This is a genomic window from Actinotalea endophytica (assembly GCF_025717005.1).
In the GTDB taxonomy this organism is placed as follows: domain Bacteria; phylum Actinomycetota; class Actinomycetes; order Actinomycetales; family Cellulomonadaceae; genus Actinotalea.
In genome coordinates this window covers 130,653-153,812 of the sequence record NZ_JAOVZU010000006.1, presented here as the reverse complement: position 1 = coordinate 153,812, position 23,160 = coordinate 130,653, and the positions used below count along the sequence as shown (strand labels likewise).

The 23,160-nt window shown below is 74.0% G+C and carries 19 protein-coding genes; 9 read left to right on the top strand and 10 right to left on the bottom strand.

The genetic code is table 11. The annotated features are described in order from the left end of the window. Positions 1-67: 67 nt before the first annotated feature. From hpt to dacB, 4 genes are read right to left on the bottom strand one after another with little or no spacing between them, the layout of a single operon-like run. A complete protein-coding gene (gene hpt, locus OEB99_RS11785; protein ID WP_263510319.1) occupies positions 68-622 on the bottom strand; it encodes a hypoxanthine phosphoribosyltransferase in 555 nt (184 codons plus the stop codon). Next, entirely contained in the window at positions 609-1,730 is a 1,122-nt protein-coding gene (gene tilS, locus OEB99_RS11780; protein ID WP_263510313.1) for a tRNA lysidine(34) synthetase TilS, read from the bottom strand. Before tilS ends, hpt begins: the two co-directional genes overlap by 14 nt. Beyond that, positions 1,727-2,704 (bottom strand): zinc-dependent metalloprotease, encoded by a 978-nt coding sequence (locus tag OEB99_RS11775; protein WP_263510308.1) that lies wholly within the window; start codon positions 2,702-2,704, stop codon positions 1,727-1,729. Before OEB99_RS11775 ends, tilS begins: the two co-directional genes overlap by 4 nt. Further along, positions 2,701-4,122, bottom strand: coding sequence for a D-alanyl-D-alanine carboxypeptidase/D-alanyl-D-alanine endopeptidase (dacB, locus tag OEB99_RS11770; RefSeq protein WP_263510302.1), 1,422 nt, complete (start codon positions 4,120-4,122; stop codon positions 2,701-2,703). Before dacB ends, OEB99_RS11775 begins: the two co-directional genes overlap by 4 nt. A 139-nt stretch (positions 4,123-4,261) precedes the next feature. Here dacB and OEB99_RS11765 point away from each other — a divergent pair, with 139 nt between their 5' ends. The 3 genes from OEB99_RS11765 to OEB99_RS11755 all read left to right on the top strand — a co-directional run bounded on the left by OEB99_RS11765 (position 4,262) and on the right by OEB99_RS11755 (position 5,489). Beyond that, complete coding sequence (locus tag OEB99_RS11765) at positions 4,262-4,759, top strand: inorganic diphosphatase (RefSeq protein ID WP_263510298.1); 498 nt, start codon at positions 4,262-4,264, stop codon at positions 4,757-4,759. A gap of 134 nt (positions 4,760-4,893) precedes the next feature. Continuing rightward, positions 4,894-5,121 (top strand): hypothetical protein, encoded by a 228-nt coding sequence (locus OEB99_RS11760; protein WP_263510295.1) that lies wholly within the window; start codon positions 4,894-4,896, stop codon positions 5,119-5,121. Between the two features lie 167 nt (positions 5,122-5,288). After that, the gene (locus OEB99_RS11755) at positions 5,289-5,489 is read left to right on the top strand and encodes a three-helix bundle dimerization domain-containing protein (RefSeq protein WP_263510290.1); all 201 of its coding nucleotides are present in this window, start codon (positions 5,289-5,291) and stop codon (positions 5,487-5,489) included. A 31-nt stretch (positions 5,490-5,520) separates the two neighbouring features. On the opposite strand, the gene OEB99_RS11750 is transcribed toward OEB99_RS11755, so the two are convergent. Next, complete coding sequence (locus tag OEB99_RS11750; RefSeq protein ID WP_263510287.1) at positions 5,521-6,888, bottom strand: C40 family peptidase; 1,368 nt, start codon at positions 6,886-6,888, stop codon at positions 5,521-5,523. A 519-nt stretch (positions 6,889-7,407) separates the two neighbouring features. Between OEB99_RS11750 and OEB99_RS11745 the strand changes: the two genes are divergently transcribed. The 6 genes from OEB99_RS11745 to OEB99_RS11720 are packed head-to-tail and all read left to right on the top strand — an operon-like array spanning position 7,408 to position 13,455. Next, positions 7,408-8,727, top strand: coding sequence for a bifunctional o-acetylhomoserine/o-acetylserine sulfhydrylase (locus OEB99_RS11745; RefSeq protein WP_263510286.1), 1,320 nt, complete (start codon positions 7,408-7,410; stop codon positions 8,725-8,727). After that, a complete protein-coding gene (metX, locus tag OEB99_RS11740) occupies positions 8,727-9,914 on the top strand; it encodes a homoserine O-acetyltransferase MetX (protein ID WP_263510284.1) in 1,188 nt (395 codons plus the stop codon). Before OEB99_RS11745 ends, metX begins: the two co-directional genes overlap by 1 nt. 10 nt (positions 9,915-9,924) lie before the next feature. Then, positions 9,925-10,653, top strand: a complete 729-nt coding sequence (locus OEB99_RS11735) for a maleylpyruvate isomerase N-terminal domain-containing protein (protein WP_263510283.1) — start codon at positions 9,925-9,927, stop codon at positions 10,651-10,653. A gap of 27 nt (positions 10,654-10,680) precedes the next feature. Further along, positions 10,681-11,658 carry a zinc-binding dehydrogenase gene (locus tag OEB99_RS11730; protein ID WP_263510282.1) on the top strand — a complete coding sequence of 326 codons (978 nt, stop codon included), beginning with the start codon at positions 10,681-10,683 and terminating at the stop codon, positions 11,656-11,658. Continuing rightward, positions 11,655-12,674, top strand: a complete 1,020-nt coding sequence (locus OEB99_RS11725) for an alpha/beta hydrolase (protein WP_263510280.1) — start codon at positions 11,655-11,657, stop codon at positions 12,672-12,674. Before OEB99_RS11730 ends, OEB99_RS11725 begins: the two co-directional genes overlap by 4 nt. A 49-nt stretch (positions 12,675-12,723) precedes the next feature. After that, positions 12,724-13,455: a Gmad2 immunoglobulin-like domain-containing protein gene (locus OEB99_RS11720; protein WP_263510279.1), complete on the top strand. Its 732-nt coding sequence runs from the start codon at positions 12,724-12,726 to the stop codon at positions 13,453-13,455. Between the two features lie 12 nt (positions 13,456-13,467). Here OEB99_RS11720 and OEB99_RS11715 read toward each other — a convergent pair whose 3' ends face one another. The 5 genes from OEB99_RS11715 to ppdK form a co-directional block, all read right to left on the bottom strand. Further along, complete coding sequence (locus tag OEB99_RS11715; protein ID WP_263510278.1) at positions 13,468-14,898, bottom strand: hypothetical protein; 1,431 nt, start codon at positions 14,896-14,898, stop codon at positions 13,468-13,470. Positions 14,899-15,001: 103 nt separating this feature from the next. After that, positions 15,002-17,962, bottom strand: coding sequence for an FAD-binding and (Fe-S)-binding domain-containing protein (locus OEB99_RS11710; protein ID WP_263510277.1), 2,961 nt, complete (start codon positions 17,960-17,962; stop codon positions 15,002-15,004). A gap of 55 nt (positions 17,963-18,017) precedes the next feature. Beyond that, positions 18,018-18,455, bottom strand: a complete 438-nt coding sequence (locus OEB99_RS11705) for an OsmC family peroxiredoxin (protein WP_263510276.1) — start codon at positions 18,453-18,455, stop codon at positions 18,018-18,020. A 55-nt stretch (positions 18,456-18,510) separates the two neighbouring features. After that, positions 18,511-20,286 carry a DEAD/DEAH box helicase gene (locus tag OEB99_RS11700; protein WP_263510275.1) on the bottom strand — a complete coding sequence of 592 codons (1,776 nt, stop codon included), beginning with the start codon at positions 20,284-20,286 and terminating at the stop codon, positions 18,511-18,513. A 91-nt stretch (positions 20,287-20,377) separates the two neighbouring features. Then, on the bottom strand, positions 20,378-23,101 hold the full coding sequence (gene ppdK, locus OEB99_RS11695; protein WP_263510273.1) for a pyruvate, phosphate dikinase: 2,724 nt from the start codon (positions 23,099-23,101) through the stop codon (positions 20,378-20,380). Between the last annotated feature and the right edge of the window lie 59 nt (positions 23,102-23,160).

Genomic DNA, 23,160 nt, shown 5'->3' with positions numbered 1-23,160 from the left:
CCAGGGCAGGAAGGGGAACCCGGACGCGCGGCGGGACGTTGCCCGGGGGCTCGCCCGGCGTCGGCGTTCAGTCCGCGTAGACGTGCGGTGCGAGCGTGCCGACGAACGGCAGGTTGCGGTACTTCTCCGCGTAGTCCAGGCCGTAGCCCACCACGAACTCGGTGGGGATCTCGAAGCCGACGTACCGCACGTCCACGTCGACCTTGGCGGCCTCGGGCTTGCGGAGCATGGTCAGGATCTCGACGCTCGCAGGGTTGCGGCTGCGCAGGTTGGACAGCAGCCAGGAGAGCGTCAGGCCCGAGTCGACGATGTCCTCGACGATCAGCACGTGCCGGTCGGACAGGTCGGTGTCCAGGTCCTTGAGGATCCGGACCACGCCGGAGGACGTCGTGCCCGCGCCGTAGGAGGACACCGCCATCCAGTCCATCTGGATCGGCAGGTGCAGCCGGCGGGCGAAGTCGGCCATCACCATGACGGCGCCCTTGAGCACCCCGACCAGCAGCAGGTCGCGTCCTGCGTAGTCCGCGTCCACCTGTGCCGCCAGCTCGTCGAGCCGGGTCTGGAGCTGCTCCTCGGACAGGAGCACCTTCGCCAGGTCGCCGCCCATGTCAGTCGCGTCCACCGCGCGTCCTCTCGGTCGAGGTGAGGGGGCCAAGCCTGCCACACCGTCTGGCCACCCTCAGGCCCGGAAGGTCCGCCGGCCCCTGGCCGTTCCAGCGGGTCACCAGCGCGTCCACCGCGGCGACGTGCACCGCGTGCACGGAGCCGGCCGGCGCGCCCCAGGCGAGCACCGCGAGCCGCAGCGCGCGGGTGCGCAGCGCCTCGGGCGCGGCGGCGAGCGTGGCGACGTCCAGCAGGTCCGACCCGGCCGGCGCCCCGGCGAGGGAGCCGGCCGCGGGGTCGCCGGCCCCGGCGGCCCTCGCCCGGTCCAGCAGGTCCGAGGCGAGCTCGTCGAGCACCTCCGCGTCGGCACGCAGCAGGTCCGCGGTCCGGGCCAGCGCCGCGTCGACCCCCGAACCGAGCACGTCGTCGAACATCGGGAGCAGCTCGTGGCGGACCCGCGCGCGCAGCGCACCACCGCCGTCGGGATGGTTGGTCGGGTCGTGCCACGGCTCGAGCCCCTGGTCGGTGCAGGCCTGCGCGAGCACGCTGCGCGGCAGGCCCAGCAACGGCCGCCGCACGAGCCCGCGCACCGCCGGCATCCCCGCGAGCGACCTGGCCCCCGAGCCGCGCGCCAGGCCGAGCAGCACCTGCTCGGCCTGGTCGTCGCGCGTGTGGCCGAGCAGCACGGCGAGCGCCCCGGATCGCTCGGCCTCCTCGGCCAGGGCGGCGTGACGGACCTCGCGCGCGGCGGCCTCGCTCGGGTCGCGAGGTGTCACGGCACGCACCCGGGCCGGCAGACCTAGCTCTCGGCAGCTGTCCGCCGCACGTTCGGCGACCTCGGCGCTGCCCGGCTGCAGGCCGTGGTCGACGACCACCGCCTCGGCCCGCAGGCCCAGTCGCGGTGCGACGAACGCGACGGCGGCGGCGAGCGCGAGCGAGTCCGGACCGCCCGACACCGCGACGAGGACGAGCCCCCGGCCCCCGACCGTCGACCGCGGCCCGCTCACGTCGGCGGCTGCGTCGACGTCCGGGCCGGCCGAGGCCCCGGCGGCCTCCGCGAGCAGGGCGGTCAGGTCGGCTCGCACCGCGGCGCGCACCGCGGCGACGGCGGGAGCCGGTCCGGTCACGGCCGGGTGCGCCGCAACCACGCGGCGGGATCGGCGATCTCGACATCCGTCGGCAGCGCCTCGGGCTCGCGCCACACCAGGTCGAGCGCGTCCGGGGCCGCCCGGCGGACCTCTCGCACGAAGGCCGCGCCGTCGCGGTACTGCGCGAGCTTCGCCTCCAGGCCGAGCAGGCGACGAAGCACGAGCTGGAACCCACCCGACCGGCGCCTGGCCTCCATGCGTCGGCGCAGCGTGTTCTTGGACCGGATCGACGCCGTCGGGACGCGGTCCATGGTGACGTCGGCGTGGCCCTCGAGCAGCGACATCACGGCCGTCACGCGACGCAGCCGGGAGGCTTGCTCCTCGTCCAGGAGCCCTTCCAGCGGCGTGCCGCCACCGTCCCGGACCGCGCGGGTCACCTGCTCGAACGCCGCGCCGAGCTCCCGGCCGGGCCCTTGCAGGGCGCCGAGCAGCGCGGCCGCCTCGGAGCGCAGGTGGTCCGCCAGCCACGGGGCGGCGGCGAACTGCAGCGCGTGGGTCTGCTCGTGCACGCAGACCCACAGCGCGAAGTCGTCCGCCTCGGCCCGCATCGCGCGGCCCACCTCGAGCACGTTCGGCGCGACGAGCAGCAGCCGCGGCCGCACGTAGGGGTCGAACTGCCCGAGCACGCGCGTCCCGATCACGCCCAGCGCCACGGCGAGCTGGGTGGTCGCTCCCGGGCCGGTCAGTGCGGGGCCGGCGAGCTCGACGAAGGACTGCGCCGCGGCACGGGCCCAGCCGGGACGGTCCACGACGAGCACCTCGGCCGGGCCCGGGCGCCCCGCCGCGTCCAGGGCGGCGCCCATCCGGCCGGCCCGCTCGGCCAGCGGCAGCGCACGGCCCGCCGCCGTGCGCAGGCGATCGACCAGCGCGACGGCCTCGGCCCGGTCGACCGGCGGCCCGGGCGGCATGAGGCGACCGGCCCACCGGCCCGCGGCCGCCCAGTCGGCGCTCACGCCGCCGCCTCGGTGCAACCGCACCCGGCGAGCTTCTGCACGAACGCGTCGATCGCGGCCCGTGGACCCCACTGCCCGCCCGAGGGGGTGTCGTCGGCCAGCACCGCGAACGCGAGCAGCCGACCGTCCACCGTCTGCACGGTCCCGGCCAGCGACGTCACCCCGGGCAGCGACCCGGTCTTGGCGCGCACCGTGCCCTCGCCGGGTCCGCTCGTGAAGCGGTCGTTCAGGGTGCCGACCAGGCCGCCGATCGGCAGGTAGGTGAGCACGGCCCGCAGGCTCGGCTGCTCGGACGCGAAGCGCACGGCCTCGACCAGCAGGTCCGCGGGGATCGACGACGTGGCCGCGAGGCCGCTGCAGTCGGCCAGGGTCGCGCCCGCGACGGGCAGGCCGTCGAACGCGAGCTGGGCCAGCACCGCGGTGCCGGCCCCGGTGAAGCTGCCGGGCAGGCCGCGCTCGACCGCGACCAGCCGGCCGAGCACCTCGGCGATCGTGTTCTCCGAGACCAGCAGCACGTGGTGCACGATCTCGGCGATCGGCGCGGACTCGACCCGGCCGATCTCGGTCGCGCCCTCGGGTGCGGCCGCGACCTGGACCGAACCGGTCACCGAGATGCCTCGCTCGGCGAGCAGGTCGATGAAGATCCCGGTGGCGTTCCCCGTGGGGTCCGGGTACCGGGGCGGGTAGGCCTCCTCGGGGTCGGTCTTCGCGATCTCGACCGCGAGCGGGGTCACCGCCGCGACGTAGCCGTGAGCGACGTCGCTCGCCACCCAGTCGGGGTGGATCGACGGTCCCGAGAACAGCGTGTCGTCCACCGCGAGCGTCACTTCGTCGCGGCCTTCCTCGGCCAGGGCCGCCGCGACCTGGTCGGCGAGGTCGCCCAGGCCGGCGTGGCCGACCACGGCGTCCGGGTCGCCCGCTCCGGGCGCGAGCATCATGTCCCCGCCGCCGACCAGCACGAGCTCGCCCGGCGCGGCCTGGACGACCGTCGTGGGCAGCGTGCGGTCCGGGCCGAGCGCGCTCAGCGCCGCCATGGTGGTCAGCAGCTTCGCGGTGGACGCCGGCACCTGCGGCACGCTCCCGTCGAGGTCGACCAGGACCTCGCCGGTGAGCGCGTCGGACACGACGACCGAGGTCGAGTCACCCATCCGGGAGTCGGACACCAGCGACTGCGCCCACGCGCTCACGGTCGCCGCGTCCGGCACGAGGGCATCGGGGTCGAGGTCCGCCACCACCTGCTCGGGCTCGGGCACCACGACCGCGCCGGGCGCGGTGGGGAACGGCTCGGCGGCGGGCGGCACGGGGGCGAGGGTGAGGACGCCGGGCACCAGGTCGAGCGCGTCCAGCACCGACCAGCCGGCGCCCAGACCGAGCACCGCGACGAGCACTCCGGCCGTCACCTGCCTGGTGGTCGCCACGCCCGCCCTCCTCGTCATCCGCCGCCGCCGCCCGCGCCCGCCGGACACCACGCCGCCGAACCCGAGGCGGCTTTTCGGCCGTCGGTGCGCCACACTAGGTCACGCTCAGCGTCCATCACGTGCCGGCCGAAGGAGAACCGTGGAGTTCGACGTCACGATCGAGATCCCCAAGGGCAACCGGAACAAGTACGAGGTCGACCACGAGACGGGGCGCATCAAGCTCGACCGCATGCTCTTCACCTCGACCCGGTACCCGGACGACTACGGGTTCATCGACGACACTCTCGGCGAGGACGGCGACCCCCTGGACGCCCTCGTGCTGCTCGAGGAGCCGACCTTCCCCGGCTGCCTCATCCGTTGCCGGGCCCTCGGCATGTTCCGGATGCGCGACGAGGCCGGCGGCGACGACAAGGTGCTGTGCGTCCCGGTCGGCGATCAGCGCGCGTCGTGGCGGCAGGACATCGACGACGTCTCGGAGTTCCACCGGCTGGAGATCCAGCACTTCTTCGAGGTCTACAAGGACCTCGAGCCCGGCAAGTCCGTCGAGGGCGCGCACTGGGTGGACAAGGCGGCTGCCGAGGAAGAGATCCGACGCTCCTACGAGCGGGCCAAGGAAGCCGGGTACGGCCACCACTGAGCCGGCCGCTCTCCCTCAGGTGCTGCCCATTCGTGCCGATCAGGCACGGTGAAGGTCGAATCGATACAAGGCCTTCGCCTGCTCGACACTGCTGCTCCGCGGTCCGTTCACCGGCGCCGTCTAGCGTCGAGCCCGTGATGACACGACCGGAGGAGGGCCCGATGCCGACGTACCTGTTCGTCGACGGCCCGCTGGACGGCGAGATGATCGGCACGTCGGACGCCCACGAGGCCGGCGACGTGCTCGAGGTCGAGGTCGTCGACGTCGCACAGCTCGACGCACCACGGTTCCGCTACACCGTGGAGACGACCGCCGCCTACCAGCGGCCCGGACGGCTGCGCCACCTGCCACTGGCCGGCTGACCGCGTCCGGGCCCCGCACCTCAGGTGCGGGGCCTCACTGGTTCCCGGTGCGGGCGGTCCGCCCAATTCACAGGCTGTGTTCACCTGACGCCTTCCGCGTCTCAGCAGCCCGGTCTAGCGTGAGGACCTCCGCCGCCCCGCTCGGGAGGCGACCACGGGAGGCCCCGATGACCGACGACGAAGCAGCCCAGCTCGCGACCGTGGGAGACCGGCTCGGGGCGATGCACCCCGAGGTGAGCCGCGCGGAGATCGACGCCGTCGTCCACGAGTGCCATGCCGCGTACGACCGCAGCAAGGTCCGCGACTTCGTCGCCCTGCTCGTCGAGCGCGAGGCGTCCGAACGGCTGCAGCGCGGCCCGGCCGCCTGAGCAGCGGACGAGCGGTGGCGGGCGAGCTACGTCAGGGCCGCCCGGCGTACGGCATCGTCCCCGACCACCGCATCGGCACGACCCGCACGGTCAGCCCGGGGCGCGGCGCCTCGACGATCTGGCCACCGCCGATGTACATCGCGACGTGGTACACGCTGCTGGGGTTCGACGGGTCGGTGCCCCAGAAGACGAGGTCCCCGGGCCGCAGCGAGTCGTAGCTGATCTTCTTCACCTGGCGGTACTGGTCGCGCGAGGTCCGGTAGATCGAGACCCCGGCGGCCTGCCACGACCGCATCGTCAGGCCCGAGCAGTCGAAGCTGTCCGGCCCGGCGGCCCCGTACACGTAGGGCTTGCCGACCTGGCTGAGCGCCCAGGCCACCGCCGACTCACCCTGCGAGGCCGAGCCGCGCTGCGAGCCGGTGCCGAGCCCGTACGGGTCCGAGGTCGGCGCCGGGGTCGGCGTCGGGGTCGGCGTGGACGTGGCGGACGGCGTCGGGCTCGGCTCGGCACTCGGCGACGTGGTCGGCGTGCTCGTCGGAGCGGTCGTCGGCTCAGCGCTGGGGGCAGTCGACGGGGACGTCGTCGGGGTTCCGGTCGACGGCGTCGACGGCGTGCTCGTCGTGGGCGTGCCGGACGACTCGCGCGCCGCGCGCGCCGCGGCCTCCTCCCGGGCGCGCCGCTCGGCGTCCTGCTGCGCCATGCGCGCGGTCTCGACCTCGACCGAGGTCTGCCGCGCGGTGGCGAGCCGGACGAGCAGCGTCTCGCGCTCGGCCTGGATCGCCGCGACCCGCTGCTCGGTGTCCTGCTGGGTCTGCTCGGCCTGGGCCAGCGCCTCGGCGGCGTGGTCCGCGGCGGCGGTCGCCTCCTGCGAAGCGGTCTGTGCCCGCTCGTTGAGCGTGTCGGCGACGATCTGTGCGGCCTCGAGCCGCTGAACGGCCTGCTGGGCTCGCGTGCCCAGCTGGTCCATCGCGGCGCTGCGGGCCATGAGGTCCTCGACGCCGTCGGCGACCAGGAGCGCACCGATCGCGTCGAGGCCACCGCCGGATCGGTACGCCTCGAGGGCGATCGCCCCGAGCTCACGCCCGGCCTGCTCCGCGTCGGCGTTGGCCTGGTCGGCGCGCGCGGTGGCGTCGGCGAACGTGGCCTGCGCCGTGTCGGCGTCGACGGTGGCCTGCGTGTAGGCCTCGCCGGCGACCGCGACGGCGGTCCACGCGTCGTCCAGCTCGCTGGACTGCACGGCGAGCTCGAGCTCGATCCGGGCGACGTCCGCGCTCGCCGCGTCGACGGCGGCGGCCGCCTGGGCGACGTCATCGTCGTCGATCGGGTCGGCCCCGGCGGGGCCCGCCGTCCCTGCGCCGATCACGAGGGCGAGCGCGATCGCGGCACTGCGCACGCGCATCCAGCACTCCCCTCGATGACGGAACCTCGCCCGACGCTAGTGGCTACGACCTCAGAAGTGAACAGAAGTAACACCAGCATCAGCCGTTAACACGCGCCACCACCCGGATGGGTGAGTCACTCTGCACCCATCGGCACGTCGGCGCGCCTGCTTGACGAACGGATCCACGGGCTCGCGCTCGACAGTCCGTCGACCGCAGCAGGCCACCACCGTGACCCGCGCGGGTGAAGCACCGTTCGTCCCGAACCGGGATCAGCCGGGCACGTCGGTCCCAGATGCCGAGACGGGTGTACGCCCTCCGGGACAGCGCGACATACGCTCTGCGCCATGACCCGTCGAATGTGCCGCTGACGCGCACGTTCGGCGTGCCCGAAACCCGGTAGCACTCGGCGCACTGGCGCCTGACCGGAACGGGCCAACTTCCCGACGTGCCATTCCTGTCCCGACCCCCATCTGCGGGCCGGCCAGGGTCAGCACGCTGCCCGTGGTCTCCCGCGCCCTTCCACCCAGGAGCCCACGATGAGCAACGAGAACTGGTCCTTCGAGACCCGCCAGATCCACGCCGGCCAGACCCCGGACGCCGCCACCGGCGCCCGTGCGCTGCCGATCTACCAGACCACGTCGTTCGTGTTCGACTCGGCCCAGCAGGCCGCGGACAGGTTCGCGCTGAAGGAGCTCGGCCCGATCTACACCCGGATCGGCAACCCGACCACCGAGGCCGTCGAGAACCGGATCGCCGACCTCGAGGGCGGTGTCGGCGCCCTGCTGGTCTCCTCCGGCCAGGCCGCCGAGACCCTTGCGATCCTCAACATCGCCGAGGCGGGCGACCACGTGGTCGCGTCCTCGTCGCTGTACGGCGGCACCTACAACCTGCTGCACTACACGCTCGCCAAGCTCGGCGTGGAGACCACCTTCGTGGCCGACCCGCACGACGCGCAGCAGTGGCGCGACGCCGTCCAGCCGAACACCAAGCTGTTCTTCGCCGAGACCATCCCGAACCCGCGGATCGACGTGCTCGACATCGAGACCGTCGCCGGCGTCGCCCACGAGGCCGGCGTCCCGCTGATCGTCGACAACACCGTCGCGACGCCGTTCCTGGTCAACCCGCTGCGCTGGGGCGCCGACATCGTCGTGCACTCGGCCACGAAGTACCTCGGCGGGCACGGCACCGCGATCGGCGGCGTGATCGTCGACGGCGGGACGTTCGACTTCGCCCAGCACCCCGAGCGCTTCCCGAACTACAACACGCCCGACCCGTCGTACAACGGCCTGGTGTACGCCCGCGACCTGGGCGTCGGCGGCGCGTTCGGCGCGAACCTCGCGTTCATCCTCAAGGCCCGGGTCCAGCTGCTGCGCGACCTCGGCACGGCGATCAGCCCGTTCAACGCGTTCCTCATCTCGCAGGGCATCGAGACCCTCTCGCTGCGTCTGGAGCGGCACGTCGCGAACGCCCAGGCGGTGGCCGAGTGGCTCGAGGCACGTGAGGACGTCGTGCACGTCAACTACGCGGGCCTGGCCTCCTCGCCGTGGCACGCCAACCAGCTCAAGTACGCCCCGCGCGGCGCGGGCGCCGTGCTCTCCTTCGAGCTCGAGGGCGGCACCGAGGCGGGCCAGGCCTTCGTCTCGGCGCTCGAGCTGCACTCGAACGTCGCGAACATCGGCGACGTCCGCTCGCTGGTCATCCACCCCGCGTCCACGACGCACAGCCAGCTCACCCCGGAGGAGCAGGCCTTCTCCGGTGTCACGCCCGGTCTGGTCCGCCTCGCGGTCGGCATCGAGCACATCGACGACATCCTGGCCGACCTCGAGGCCGGCTTCCGGGCCGCGAAGGAAGCCTGATGTCCTCGCCCTCCCGCCGGACCTCGACCCCGGGCGCCCTTCGGGTGCTGCCCGGCGGGCGCACGCGCGCCGGCGCGGTCTGGCGGGAGGGCGACCCGCTCGGCGACCGGAAGCTGTGCGACATCGGCCCGCTGGACCTCGAGACCGGTGGGCACCTGTCCGCCGTCCGACTCGCCTACGAGACCTGGGGCACGCTCGCCGCCGACGGGTCGAACGCCGTGCTCGTCGAGCACGCGCTCACCGGCGACTCGCACGTGACCGGCGACCGTGGCCCCGGCCACCCCACGCCCGGGTGGTGGGGCACGATGGTCGGCCCGGGCCGGCCGATCGACACCGACCGCTGGTTCGTCGTCGCGGCCAACGTGGTCGGTGGCTGTCAGGGATCGACCGGACCCTCGTCACCCGCGCCCGACGGACGCCCCTGGGGTTCACGCTTCCCCTACGTCACGGTGCGCGACCAGGTGCGCGCCGAGGTCGCCCTCGCGGACGCCCTCGGCGTGCCGAGCTGGGCCCTGGTGATCGGTGGCTCGATGGGCGGCATGCGCGCCCTCGAGTGGGCCGTGATGGAGCCGGACCGGGTCCGCGCGGTCGCACCGGTCGCGACCACGGCCCTGTCCAGCGGGGACCAGATCGCGTGGGCGCACGCCCAGCTCGCCGCGATCCGCTCCGACCCCGCCTGGCACGGCGGGGACTACTACGACGTCGCCGACGGCAACGGCCCGCTCGCGGGGATGGGTGTGGCACGTCAGATCGCGCACACCACCTACCGCAGCGCGTTCGAGCTCGACACCCGGTTCGGCCGGCGCGCGCAGGACGGCGAGCAGCCGCTGGGTGGCGGCGGCCGGTTCGCCGTGCAGTCCTACCTCGACCACCACGCCGGCAAGCTCGTCGGCCGGTTCGACCCCGGGTCGTACGTCGCACTCACCGAGTCGATCCTGTCCCACGACGTCGGGCGCGGGCGGGGCGGCGTGGCGGCCGCGCTCGCCGGTGTGACGGCCCGCACGGCGGTCGTCGCGGTCGACTCCGACCGGCTCTACCTGCCCGAGGAGTCCGCGCGGATCGCCGCAGCGCTTCCCGGCTCCCCCGACGTGCACCTGGTGCACTCCGACCACGGGCACGACGGCTTCCTGATCGAGATCGAGCAGGTCGGCGCCGTGGTCCGCGACCTGCTGGAGTCGCCCGCCTAGCATGATCGCCATGGGCGGACCTCTCAGTGCTGACGACGTCGCCGCGCTCGCGGCCCTGCTCGAGACCCAGTGGCGCCGGCTCCGGGCCTGGGTCGAGCTGACCGACGCCGCGACCGACCCGGCCCCGAGCAGCCTGCCCGGGTGGTCCGTCGCCGAGCTCGTCGCGCACCTGGCCCGGGCGATGAGCGCGCTCGCGGTGTGCCGCCCGGCCGAGCCCGGCACCGTTCCTCTCACGCTCGGCGAGTACCTCGGCACCTATCCCGACCGCGCGGAGCAGATCACCGCGGTGACCCGGGACCTCGCGGTCGAGATCCAGCACGACCCGCTGCGCGGCATCGACCGGCTCTCCGCCGAGACGTTCGACCGTCTCCGCGAGCTGCGGGCGGTCGGGCCGGACCCGGTGGTCCAGGCCCGGCGTGCCCCGATCCTGCTGTCCGAGATGGTGGTCTCCCGGCTCGTCGAGCTCGTCGTGCACGGCGACGACCTGGTGCGGTCCCGCGGGCCCTGGCCCGGTCCGGGTCCGCTCGAGCCCGGGGCCGTCCAGGTGGTCAGCGACGCGCTGCTCGAGGTCCTCCTGGACCGCGGGGGCTGGGACCTCGAGGTCGTCGACCCGCTGGCCTGGCTCCGGGTCGCGACCGGACGCGTCCCGGTCTCGGTCGGCACGGTCACCGCTGCGCTCCGAGCCCGCTCCACCGCGGACTCGGTTCCCGATCTCGGTTCGCGGCTTCCGCTGCTCTGACCCGCCCGAGGGCCGTACGTTGAGCCCATGCGTGCCGCCTTCGCCGCCCGGATCTCCCCCGACGACCCCGCCTCCGGCCTCGAGGTCGCCGAGGTGCCCGACGCCGCCGCTCCCGACGGGCGCCCCGACTGGTCGGTGGTCCAGGTGCGCGCTGCGAGCCTCAACCACCACGACCTGTGGTCGCTGCGCGGCGTGGGCCTGAGCGCCGCCCAGCTGCCCATGGTGCTCGGCACCGACGCCGCCGGCGTCGTCGACGGACCGAACGGCCCGCTGGACGTCGTGGTGCACGGCGTGATCGGCGCGACCGGGCACGGGGTCGGACCGACCGAGCGGCGCAGCCTGCTCTCGGAGCGGTACCCGGGCACGCTCGCCGAACGCGTCGCGGTCCCGACCTGGAACCTGGTGCCCAAGCCCGAAGAGCTGAGCTTCGCCGAGGCTGCCTGCCTGCCCACCGCATGGCTGACGGCCTACCGGATGCTGTTCACCAGCGCCGGGCTGCGCCCCGGGGACCGTGTGCTCGTGCAGGGTGCCGGTGGCGGGGTCTCGTCGGCGGCGATCGCGCTCGGTGCCGCAGCCGGTCTCGAGGTCGTCGCGACCAGCCGCAGCGCGGCCAAGCGGGAGCACGCGACCGCGTCCGGGGCGGTGGCCGCGATCGAGCCCGGCGGCCGGGCACCGTTCCGGGTCGACGCGGTGATCGAGACCGTCGGGGCCGCGACCTGGTCGCACTCGGTCAAGGCGCTGCGCCCGGGCGGCGTGATCGTGGTGGCGGGTGCGACCACCGGGGACCAGCCCGGCGCCGAGCTGACCCGGATGTTCTTCACCGAGCTGCGCGTGGTCGGCGCCACGATGGGCAGCAAGGACGACCTGGAAGCCCTGATGAGGTTCTGCGTCCGCAGCGGCCTTCGCCCGACGATCGACGCGACCTTCCCGCTCTCCGACGCCCGGTCGGCGCTCGCCCGGCTCGCCTCCGGCGAGCAGATCGGCAAGGTGGTGGTGCTCCCGTGACCGAGCCGCCAGGCCCGGAACGGACGCCCCGCTGGACCGCGCCCGACCCGTCCGACGGCTGGGTGACCGACGTGCTCGGGCCGGACTTCCAGGCCCGCACCCTCCCGCTGGCCCCCGACGACGAGGGCGAGGTCGTCGCGACCCTCGTCCGCCACCGGCCACCCGCGCCCGAGCCGACCCGGCCCGCCCGGGTGGTCCTCTACCTGCACGGCTGGAACGACTACTTCTTCCAGGCCCACCTCGCCGAGTACTGGCACGCCCAGCAGGTCGCGTTCTACGCGCTCGACCTGCGCAAGTACGGGCGGAGCCTGCGTCCGCACCAGACGCCGAACTACATCGAGGACCTCGCGACCTACGACGAGGAGATCGATGCGGCCGTCGCCCTGATCCGGGCCGAGCACGGGCACGTCGCGCGGCTGCTCGTCATGGCCCACTCCACCGGTGGCCTGGTGGCCGCACTGTGGGCCCGTCGGCACCCCGACGCCATCACGTCGCTCGTGCTCAACGCACCGTGGCTCGAGCTCGCCGGCGCCTCGTTCACCCGCAGCATCACGACGCCGGTCGTCGCGACGCTCGCCCGCTCGCAGCCGCGCACGCCCATGCCGAACATCGACCCCGGTCACTACGCCCGGTCGGTGCTCGCCCGGCACGGGGGCGAGTGGGAGTACGACGAGGCGTGGCGACCGCACCCGATGTTCCCGGTCCGGCCGGGGTGGCTGCAGGCCATCCTGCTCGGCCACGCCCAGGTCGCCCGCGGGCTGGTCCTCGAGATCCCCGTGCTGATGGCCGCCTCGACCACGAGCATCCTCGCCCCGCGCTGGCGCGAGGAGATGCGCAGCGCGGACACCGTGCTCGACGTGGACCTCCTCGCCCGACGGGCCGTGCTGCTCGGGCGCCACGTGACCGTGGTGCGGATCCCGGGCGGGCTGCACGACCTCACGCTCTCGGCCAGACCGGCGCGGGACCGCTTCCTCACCGCCCTGACCCGATGGATCGGCACGTACGGGTGGGGCTGATCGGGCGGATGTCCTTGGTCCGGCCGGGGTCGCGAGGGAGGATGGCCCCATGACACGGCGCACCTGGACCGGAACCGCGATCGCCGCCGCCGTGCTCCTGCTGGCGGCGTGCGCGACCGGCAGCTCGGAACCGTCGACCAGCACGTCCGGCACGAGCTCCGAGTCGGCGACCACGACCGAGCCGATGACCTCCGAACCGGCCGAGACGACGCCCGCGACGACCGAGCAGCCGGCCGTGTGGCCCGCGGCTGACACCGTCTACGCGACCCCGGAGGAGGCCGCGGCCGACTTCGTGGAGCAGGCGCTCGGCGTCCCGCCGAACCTCGGCGAGTTCATGGCGGGCGACTCGCGGTCCGGTGAGATGCAGCTGCTCTTCGCCGGCGAGGACGGCGCCACGCCGATCGAGCGGAGCCTGCTGCTGCTTCGCCAGCTCGGCGCCTCGGACGGCTGGTTCGTGACCGCCGCGGTGAGCGACTACGCCCAGATCACCTCGCCCGAGCAGGGCGCGACGGTACCCGCCGGGTCGCTCGAGCTCAGCGGCATGGGCCGCGGCTTCGAAGGCACGGTCCTGGTCGAGGCGTTCCGCCCCGGCGACCCCACGCCGCTGGACACCCAGATCGCCCAGGGCGGGTCGATGGAGACGGCCGAGCCGTTCACGGTGACCCTGGACCTGTCGGCCGCGACGCCGGGCGAGACGATCGCGCTGGTCGTGCACGGCGGCACCGGTCACGAGCTGGACCCGGGCGAGCTCGGCGCGATCGCGGTGACGATCGCCGGCTGACCCGCACCGCTCTCAGGACTCGCAGGCCTCGGCCAGCGTCGGTCCTTCCGCGTGGCCGACCCGCCACACCCGCCAGCCGTCCACGGGCACCTGGGAGCCGCTCGCGATCTCGGCGGCCGCGGACGGGTCGATGAGGCGCGTCCCGTCCTCGAGCTCGATCAGGCCGTCGGTGTGCACGAGAGCCTCGAGGTACTCACCCCGCCGGCGGCGGTGCCACACCAGCGCGACCGGTCCGGACTGCGCGAGCCGGGACAGGCGGCCGTCACCGGCCACGACGGGCACGTCCGCCGTGGCGGTGCGGGGCGCCTGGACCGTCACGCTCGCAGGTCGCACCGGCAACGGCCCGCCGGTGGACCGCGAGACGCCGTTGTGCGACCGGTCCGCGTGGTCGTCGAGCGCACGGTCGTCGAGCGCACCGTGGTCGAGCGCACGGTGGTCCGGCGCACTGTGGTCGAGCGCACGGTCGTCGAGCGCACTGTGGTCCGGCGCCCTGCTGTCGAGCTCATGGCGGTCCGGCGAGTGGTGGTTCGGCGCGTGGTCGTCGAGTCGGTGCGAACCCGCCGCGTGCCCGGAGGCAGCGGGGGCCGGCTCGTGCTCCGCGTGCTCGCGGTCGTCGGCGCCGACCGGCACCGGCGTGGGCGGTTCGTCCGGCACGACGCTCCACGACGCGGCCGGCAGGCCACCGGACGGTGTCGCCTGGGCCGACTGCGCCGGCACTCCCGACAACGGCCGGACCCCGGTGGGGACCCGGACCACGGTGCCGGGCGGTCGGGGTGGGAGCTCGCTCAGGGTGTCCTCGTCCGGGGGTTCGCCGATGCCCGGCTCCGGCCTCGTCTCCGGGGTCGGGCCGCCCGCCGTGAGGCTCGCGACACCGTTGGACACCGACCACGAGCCGTCCGGCGCGGCGAGGTGGACGGGCGACACGTCGATCAGGTGCCCGCCCGGCCCGTCGACGAGACCGACCTTGAGGACCTCGATGCCTCGGTCCGCGAGGCCCGCGACGACGTCGCCCATGCCGTCGGCGACCTGAGCGCAGACCAGCAGCAGCCGCGCCCCGCCGCCCCCGGCGCCCAGCCGCACCACGGGCACCGACTCGCGGAAGGTCGCCAGGTCGGTGTTGAACCGGTTGGCGCCGCCGCGGTAGAGCCCGGCCAGATCGCGCAGGCTCAGTCGGGCCGCGCGCCCGAGGTAGACCAGGGCCCGGAGCAGCGTGGCACCGTCCAGCAGACCGACGACCTCGACGACGACCGGCCGCCCGTGCGCGTCGACCGCGAGGAGGTAGGGCTCGTCGTCACCCGCGCGACGCGAGCGCACCGGCAGCAGGTGCTCGCCGAGCAGCGCACCCAGGTGCTCGTCGACCACCGACGCGCCGTACGTCGTGTCGGCAGGCCGCATGGCACGGGTCGCCAGAGGTAGCCCGCCATCCACGGGGAAGATCGGCATGCTGCGTCCAGTCTCGGGGGTGCTCCGAGCCTACGTGCTCGTCCGGTTGGCCCGAAATGTCACGCCGGGCGGTTTGCCCCGTTCGGGTGCATCGGATACCCCGTCAGGGTGACGACGGCAGGGCTCGCGCGAGCAGCTGCGCCAGGTGGACGCCGGACACACCGGCCAGGTCGTCGGCCTGGGTCCGGCACGAGAAGCCGTCCGCGAGCAGCACGGTCCCCGGCTCGGCGTCCCGCAGGGCGGGCAGCAGGGCGTGCTCGGCGACGGCGACCGAGACCTCGTAGTGACCCCGTTCCATGCCGAAGTTCCCGGCGAGACCGCAGCACCCGGCGAGCGGGGTGACCTCCGCCCCGGCGGCGGCGAGCAGCGCGAGATCGGCCTCGTAGCCCATCACCGAGTGCTGGTGACAGTGCGGCTGGGCGACCACCCGGACGCCGTCCAGGCGCGGCACGGTCCAGCCACCGGTCGGGCCGACCGGAGGCTCGGCGGTGAGCAGCTCGGCGAGCGTCCGGACCTGGCCGGCCACCGCGACCGCGCGGGGGTCGTCCCCGAGCAGCTCGAGCAGGTCCGAGCGGAGCACCGCCGTGCAGGACGGTTCGACACCCACGATCGGGACCCCGTTGACCGCGAACGGGCCGAGCACGCCGAGCAGGTGCTGCAGCCGCCGCCGCGCACCCTCGAGCTGACCGGTCGAGATCCAGGTCAGGCCGCAGCACGCGTCCTGCTCGGGCACGACCACGCGGTAGCCCGCGGCGCGCAGCACGTCGACCATCGCCTGCGGCACGTCCGGGTCGAACCCGTCGGAGAACGAGTCGGCCCACAGCACCACGGTCGGCCGGGCCCCGTCGGACTCGCGCGCCGGGTCGGCGCCGAGGGCTGCCTCCGGCGCGCCGGTCGCTCCGGCACCGGAGGTCCCGGAGGCGGACGGCGCGCCCTCCGCCGCCGGACCGGACGACGCGGCCCAGGCCCGACGGAACGAGGTCGGGGCGAAGGCCGGCACCGAGCGGCGCGGGTCCATCCCGCCGACCCGCAGCACGAGCCTCGCCAGCGGCCGGAACCCGAGCAGGGCGTTCGCCAGCCGCGCGACCCGCAGCCGCGTGACCAGCCGCGTCCAGCGCGGGAGCCACCCCAGCGCGTAGTGGTTCATCGGCCGGAGCCGGCCGCGGAAGGCGTGGTGCAGCACCTCGGCCTTGTACGCGGCCATGTCGACCCCGGCGGGGCAGTCGCTCGAGCAGGCCTTGCAGCTCAGGCACAGGTCGAGGACGTCACGCACCTCCGGGGCGCGCCACCCCTGCGTGACCAGGGTGCCGTTGGCCATCTCCTGCAGCACCCGTGCCCGGCCGCGCGTGGAGTCCTTCTCGTCCTTGGTCGCGAGGTACGACGGGCACATGAACCCGCCCGCGGCCGACGTGTCGGCCCGGCACTTGCCGACGCCGACGCACCGGTGCACCGCCGTCGTGAGGTCACCGTGGTCGTGCTCGAACGCGAAGCCCTGGTGACGGGTCAGCGGCGTGGCGTGCGGACGGCGCAGGTCCCCGTCCAGCGGGGCCGGGCGCACCACGATCCCCGGGTTGAGCACGTCGTGCGGGTCGAACAGGTCCTTGACCGCGGCGAACGCGGCGAGCGCGTCCGGGGAGTACATCGTGGAGAGGAGCTCGCTGCGGGCCCGGCCGTCACCGTGCTCGCCGGACAGCGAGCCGCCGTGCGAGACCACCAGGGCCGCCGACTCCTCGAGGAAGGCCCGGAAGCCGGCCACGTCCGCGACCCGCTCGAGGGGCAGGTCGAGGCGGACGTGCACGCAGCCGTCGCCGAAGTGCCCGTACGGCAGGCCGTCGACACCGTGCGCGGCCATCAGCGCCTCGAACTCGCGCAGGTACACGCCCAGCCGCTCGGGCGGCACGGCGGCGTCCTCCCAGCCGGGCCAGGCCTGCGCGCCCGCCGGGGTACGACCGGCCAGGCCCGCACCGTCGGCGCGGATCTGCCACATCGCGGTCGCCTCGGGGCCCGGCGGCAGCACCCGGGTCGCAGCGGTGCCCGCGTCGGCAGCGGCGGCGCGCGCACGGTCGAGCGCCTCCTGCTGGGTGGCTCCGCCCATCTCGACCATCAGCCAGCCCGCGCCCGGCGGCAGCTCGGGCACGCCCCCGTGGTGCCGGCGCACCACCTCGACCAGTCGGGCGTCGAGGCCCTCGACGGCGAGCGGGTCGTGCGCGAGCAGGGCGGGCACCGCGTCGGCCGCGGAGGCCATGTCCGGGTAGCCGAGCACCACGAGCACCGCGGCGTCGGCGATCGGCACCAGGTCGACCGTCGCACCGAGCACGGTCGCGAGCGTGCCCTCGGTGCCGACCAGCATCCGGGCCAGGTGCGTGCCGTTCTCCGGCAGCAGGTGCTCGAGCGAGTAGCCGGAGACCTGGCGGCCGAACCGGCCGAGCTCGGTGCGGATCGTGGCCAGGTTCGCCTGCACGAGGTCGGCCAGGCCGGGCACGGCGTCGAGCGCGCCGGTGCCGCTGCCCGCGGTCCAGCGCCGCCCGTGGCCGTCCAGCACGTCGAGGCTCACCACGTTGTCGGCGGTCCGGCCGTAGGCGACGGCGTGCGGGCCGCACGCGTTGTTGCCGATCATCCCGCCGAGCGTCGCGCGGTTCTGGGTCGAGGGGTCCGGGCCGAACCGGAGCCCGTGCGGCCGCGCGGCCGCCTGCAGGTCGCTCATCACCACGCCGGGCTCGACGGTCGCGGTGCGGCTCTCGGGGTCCACCCGGATCGCGCGCAGGTGCCGCGAGGTGTCCACCACGATCCCCGGTCCGATCGCGTTCCCGGCCACCGACGTGCCACCGCCACGCAGGGTCAGCGGGGTCCGGGTCTCCAGCGCGACCTGGTGCACGGCGACGAGGTCGTCGACGTCCCGCGGCACGACGACCACCTGCGGCACGACCCGGTAGTTGGACGCGTCGGTGGAGTACGCGGCACGCCGCAGGGTCGAGGCGTCGACGTCACCGCGCACCGCGGCCCTGAGCCGCTCGAGCAGCTCAGGTGCCGGCACGGTGTCCGTGATCACGTCTGCGGTCGGCACGGCCCGATCCTTCCACGGGGTTCCTGGACGGTGTCCGGGACGTCCGGGACGGGCGTCAGGCCAGCGAGGCGGACAGCGTGATCGGCACGCCGGTGAGCGCCTTGCTCACCGGGCAGGTCCGCTTGGCGTCCTCGGCGACCGAGGCGAAGCCCGCCTCGTCGAGCCCCTCGACCTCGCCGCGCAGCGTGATCGCGATCCCGGAGATGTGGAACCCGCCCGCCGGGTCCGGCCCGAAGCTGACGTCCGCGGTCACCTCGAGCGAGTGCGGGGTCCCGCCGGCCGCGGCGATCAGGGCCGAGAGCTGCATCGCGAAGCACGAGCTGTGGGCCGCCGCGATCAGCTCCTCCGGGCTGGTCACCCCGGCGGCGTCCTCCTCGCTCCGGCGCGGCCAGGACACCTCGAACGTGCCGCGGCCCGAGCTGGTCAGCTCGACCTGCCCGGAGCCTTCGGCGAGCGTGCCGTCCCAGGCGGTGCGGGCGGTGCGGATGGTCATGGATGCTCCCCTGCCGATGGCCTGCGGGACCGGCGGGCGCCGGCCCCGCTCGACGCTAGTTCTGCCCGCCCTTGCGCGCACCCGGAGCGCCGCCACGGGACGCCCCCCGGGCCGGCGCGCGGCGCCCGGTGTCGGGGCGCAGGTCGATCAGCTGACCGCTGATCCGGGTCCGGCCGAGCCGGCGCAGCACACCGGCCGGCAGGTCGCTCGGCAGGTCGACCAGCGAGAAGCCCGAGTGGATCGAGATCGCACCGACGTCGCCCCGGCCGAGGCCGCCCTCGTTGGCGATCGCGCCCATGATCTGGCGTGGCTCGACCTTGTGACGACGACCCACCGCGATCCGGTAGGTGGTCATGGCCGCCCCGCCGAGCCGCCGGTCGCGACCACCGTGCGCGGCCTTGCCGCCCCGTTGCCGCCCTTCGGTCGCCGCGCGCCGGTCGGCCTCGAACTGCTCGCGCACCTGCTCGGCCTCGGCGTCCAGCAGCAGCGGCCCGCCGTGCGCCGCGAGGGCGAGCGCCGCGGCGACGTCCACCTCGGGCACGTCGTGGTGCGCGACGTAGTGCGCGACGATGTCGCGGAACTGGTCGATCTCGCCGGCCCGGCCCAGCGCCTCCGTGATCGAGTCGTCGAACCGGGTGAGCCGCGTGGCGTTGACGTCCTCGACGCTCGGCAGGTGCATCGGGGTGAGCGGCTGGCGGGTGGCCTTCTCGATCGCGGTGAGCAGCCGGCGCTCGCGCGGCGTCACGAAGCTGATCGCCCGGCCGGCCCGGCCTGCCCGGCCGGTGCGCCCGACCCGGTGCACGTAGGACTCGGTGTCGATCGGCAGGTCGTAGTTGACCACGAGCCCGATCCGGTCCACGTCCAGGCCGCGCGCCGCGACGTCGGTGGCCACCAGCACGTCGAGGTCGCCAGACCGCAGCTGCTTGACCGTCTTCTCGCGCTGGACCTGCTGGATGTCGCCGTTGATCGCCGCGGCCGCATGACCGCGGGCCCGGAGCTTCTCGGCGACGACCTCGGTCTCGTTCTTCGTGCGGGTGAACACGATGGTCGCCTCGGCGTCCTCGACCTCGAGGATCCGGGTCAGCGCGTCCAGCTTCTGCGCGTAGGACACCACGAGGTAACGCTGCGTGACGTTCGTGGCGGTCTGGGTCCGCCCCGCGACGGCGATGTGCTCGGGGTCGCGCAGGTAGGTCTGAGACAGCCGCCGGATCGGCGCCGGCATCGTGGCCGAGAACAGCGCGACCTGCTTGTCCTGCGGGGTCGAGCCGAGGATCGTCTCGAGGTCCTCGGCGAAGCCCATGGAGAGCATCTCGTCGGCCTCGTCGAGCACCAGGAACCGCAGCCCGGACAGGTCGAGCGTGCCCTTGCCGAGATGGTCGACGATCCGCCCGGGCGTGCCGACCACCACGTGCACGCCGCGACGCAACGCGGAGAGCTGGACGCCGTAGCCCTGACCGCCGTAGATCGGCAGGACGTGGACGCCGCCGGAGTGCGCCGCGTAGCGCTCGAAGGCCTCGCAGACCTGCAGCGCGAGCTCCCGCGTCGGGGCGAGGACCAGGGCCTGCGGGCGGCCCCGCTCACGGTCGAGCCGCTCGAGGATCGGCAGCGCGAAGGCTGCGGTCTTGCCGGTGCCGGTCTGCGCCGTGCCGAGCACGTCGCGGCCGGCGAGCAGCGGCGGGATCGTCGCTGCCTGGATCGCCGAGGGGGTCTCGTACCCGACGTCGGCGATCGCCGCGAGCACCGGGCCGCGCAGGCCGAGGTCGGCGAAGGTCGTGGTGGCGGAGGCGTCGGCCGAGCCGTCGGCCGCGCTGTCGGGCGCTTCAGAGGTCACGCGCCACGGTACCCCGCGGCGCGCCGCGCCCGGACGCGCAGACGCGACGGCCCGGGTCCTCGGGGAACCCGGGCCGTCGCGTGAGTCGGACTCAGCGGGTGTCGCCACCACCCGAGACGACCGCTGCGCGGCCGGCCTCGAGCCGGGCGATCGGGATGCGGAACGGCGAGCAGGACACGTAGTCCAGCCCGACGCCGTGGAAGAAGTGGATCGAGTCGGGGTCGCCACCGTGCTCGCCGCAGACACCGAGCGTGATGTCCGGACGCGTGGCGCGGCCCTTCTCGACCGCCATCTTCACCAGGCCGCCGACACCCTGGGTGTCGATCGACTCGAACGGCGACACCGAGAACACACCCTTCTCGGTGTACTGCGTGAAGAACGCACCCTCGACGTCGTCACGCGAGAAGCCCCACGTGGTCTGCGTCAGGTCGTTCGTGCCGAACGAGAAGAACTCCGCCACGTCCGCCATGCGGTCCGCGGTGAAGGCGGCGCGCGGCAGCTCGATCATCGCGCCGATCGGGATGTCGAGCGTGACGCCCTGCTCCTCGGCGACGGCCTTGAGCACGGCCTCGGCCTCGTCGCGGATCAGGTGCAGCTCCATGACCGACGCGGCGAGCGGGATCATGATCTCGGCCTTCGGCGCACCGCCGGCCTTGAGCCGCGCCGCGTGGGCCTCGGCGATCGCCCGCACCTGCATGGTGAACAGGCCCGGGATGACGATGCCGAGCCGGACACCACGCAGACCGAGCATCGGGTTCGCCTCGCGGGTCTTGTCGACCGCAGCCAGCAGGACCTTGTCGCGTGCCGCGTCCTCGGAGGTGTCGCCGCGCTCCTCGGCCAGGGCGACCTTGACCTTGAGCTCGGTGTAGTCCGGCAGGAACTCGTGCAGCGGCGGGTCGATCAGCCGGATGGTGACCGGCAGGCCGTCCATCGCGGTGAGGATCCCGATGAAGTCCTCGCGCTGCAGCGGCATGAGCGCGTCGAGCGCGGACTGCTGCTCGGCCTCGTCCTTGGCGAGGATCAGGCGCTCGACGAGCACCCGGCGGTCGCCGAGGAACATGTGCTCGGTGCGGCACAGGCCGATGCCCTGACCGCCGAGGGTGCGTGCCCGCTGGGCGTCCTCGGGGGTGTCGGCGTTGGCCTCGACGTGCAGCTTGCGCACCTCGTCTGCGTGGGTGAGCAGGGCGTCGACCGCGACCACGAGCTCGCGGGTCTCCTCGTCGTCGACAGCGACCTCGTCGAGCGCGGCGTCCAGGCCGTCCTCGAGGTAGCGGACCACGGGCGAGGGCACCACGGGCACCGAGCCGAGGAAGATCTCACCGGTCGAGCCGTCGATGGCGATGGTGTCGCCCTCGGTGATCACGGTCCCGTTGACGGCGAACTGCTTGGCGGCCACGTCGACCTGGAGCGCCTCGGCGCCCACCACACAGGTGGTGCCCATGCCGCGTGCGACCACGGCCGCGTGCGAGGTCTTGCCGCCGCGCGAGGTCAGCACGCCGACCGAGGCGATCATGCCGCCCAGGTCGTCGGGGTTCGTCTCGCGGCGGACCAGGATCACGTCCTTGCCCTCGGCCTTCCACGCCTCGGCGGTCGCCGAGGAGAAGACCGCCTGGCCGACGGCCGCGCCGGGCGAGGCCGCCATGCCCTTGGCGAGCAGCGTGCGGTCGGCCTTGACGTCGAACTGCGGGAACATCAGCTTGGACAGCTGCTCGCCGGTGACCCGCTCGAGCGCCTCGTCCATCGTGATGAGGTGCTCCTCGACCAGGTGGTGGGCGATCCGGAAGGCTGCCGCGGCGGTCCGCTTGCCGACCCGGGTCTGCAGCATCCAGAGCTTGCCGCGCTCGACCGTGAACTCGATGTCGCACAGGTCGCGGTAGTGCGTCTCGAGGCGGCGCATGACCTGCTTGAGCTCGCCGAACGCGTTCGGGTCGAGCTTCTCGAAGTCGGCCAGCGACAGCGTGTTGCGGATGCCGGCCACGACGTCCTCGCCCTGCGCGTTCGGCAGGTAGTCGCCGTAGTCGCCCGGGGTGCCGGTGGCGGGGTCGCGCGTGAAGCAGACGCCCGTGCCGGAGTCGTCGCCGAGGTTGCCGAACACCATGGCGACCACGTTGACCGCGGTGCCGAGGTCGTCGGAGATCCGCTCGCGACGGCGGTACAGCCGGGCGCGCTCGGTGTTCCACGAGTTGAAGACGGCCTCGATGGCGAGGTCGAGCTGCTCGCGCGGGTGCTGCGGGAAGTCGCGGCCGGACTCGCGCTTGACGATCGCCTTGAACTCGGTGACGAGCGCCTTGAGGTCCTCGGCGTCCAGACCGGTGTCCGCCGCGACACCCTTGGCGGTCTTCTTCGCCTCGAGCGCGTGCGCGAACAGGTCGCCGTCGATGTCCAGGACGGTCTTGCCGAACATCTGGATCAGCCGGCGGTAGGAGTCCCAGGCGAACCGCTCGTTGTTGGCGAACGAGGCCAGGCCCTCGACCGAGGCGTCGTTGAGGCCGACGTTCAGGACGGTCTCCATCATGCCGGGCATCGAGAACTTCGCGCCGGAGCGGACCGAGACCAGCAACGGGTCGTGGAAGTCGCCGAGCTGGCGCCCGAGGGCGTCCTCGAGCTGACGCAGGGACTGGGTGACCTCGACACGCAGGCCGGGCGGGAGCACGCCGGAGTGCATGTACTCGCGGCAAGCGTCGGTGGTGATCGTGAAGCCGGGCGGTACCGGGAGCCCCAGGTTCGTCATCTCGGCAAGGTTCGCGCCCTTGCCGCCGAGGAGATCCTTGAGGTCCTTGTTGCCCTCGCTGAACTCGTAGACGTACTTGACCACGTTGTGCCTCTCTGCACGGAGTCCGGCCTCGTCGCCGGCTGTCCCAGGGTGCCGAAGGT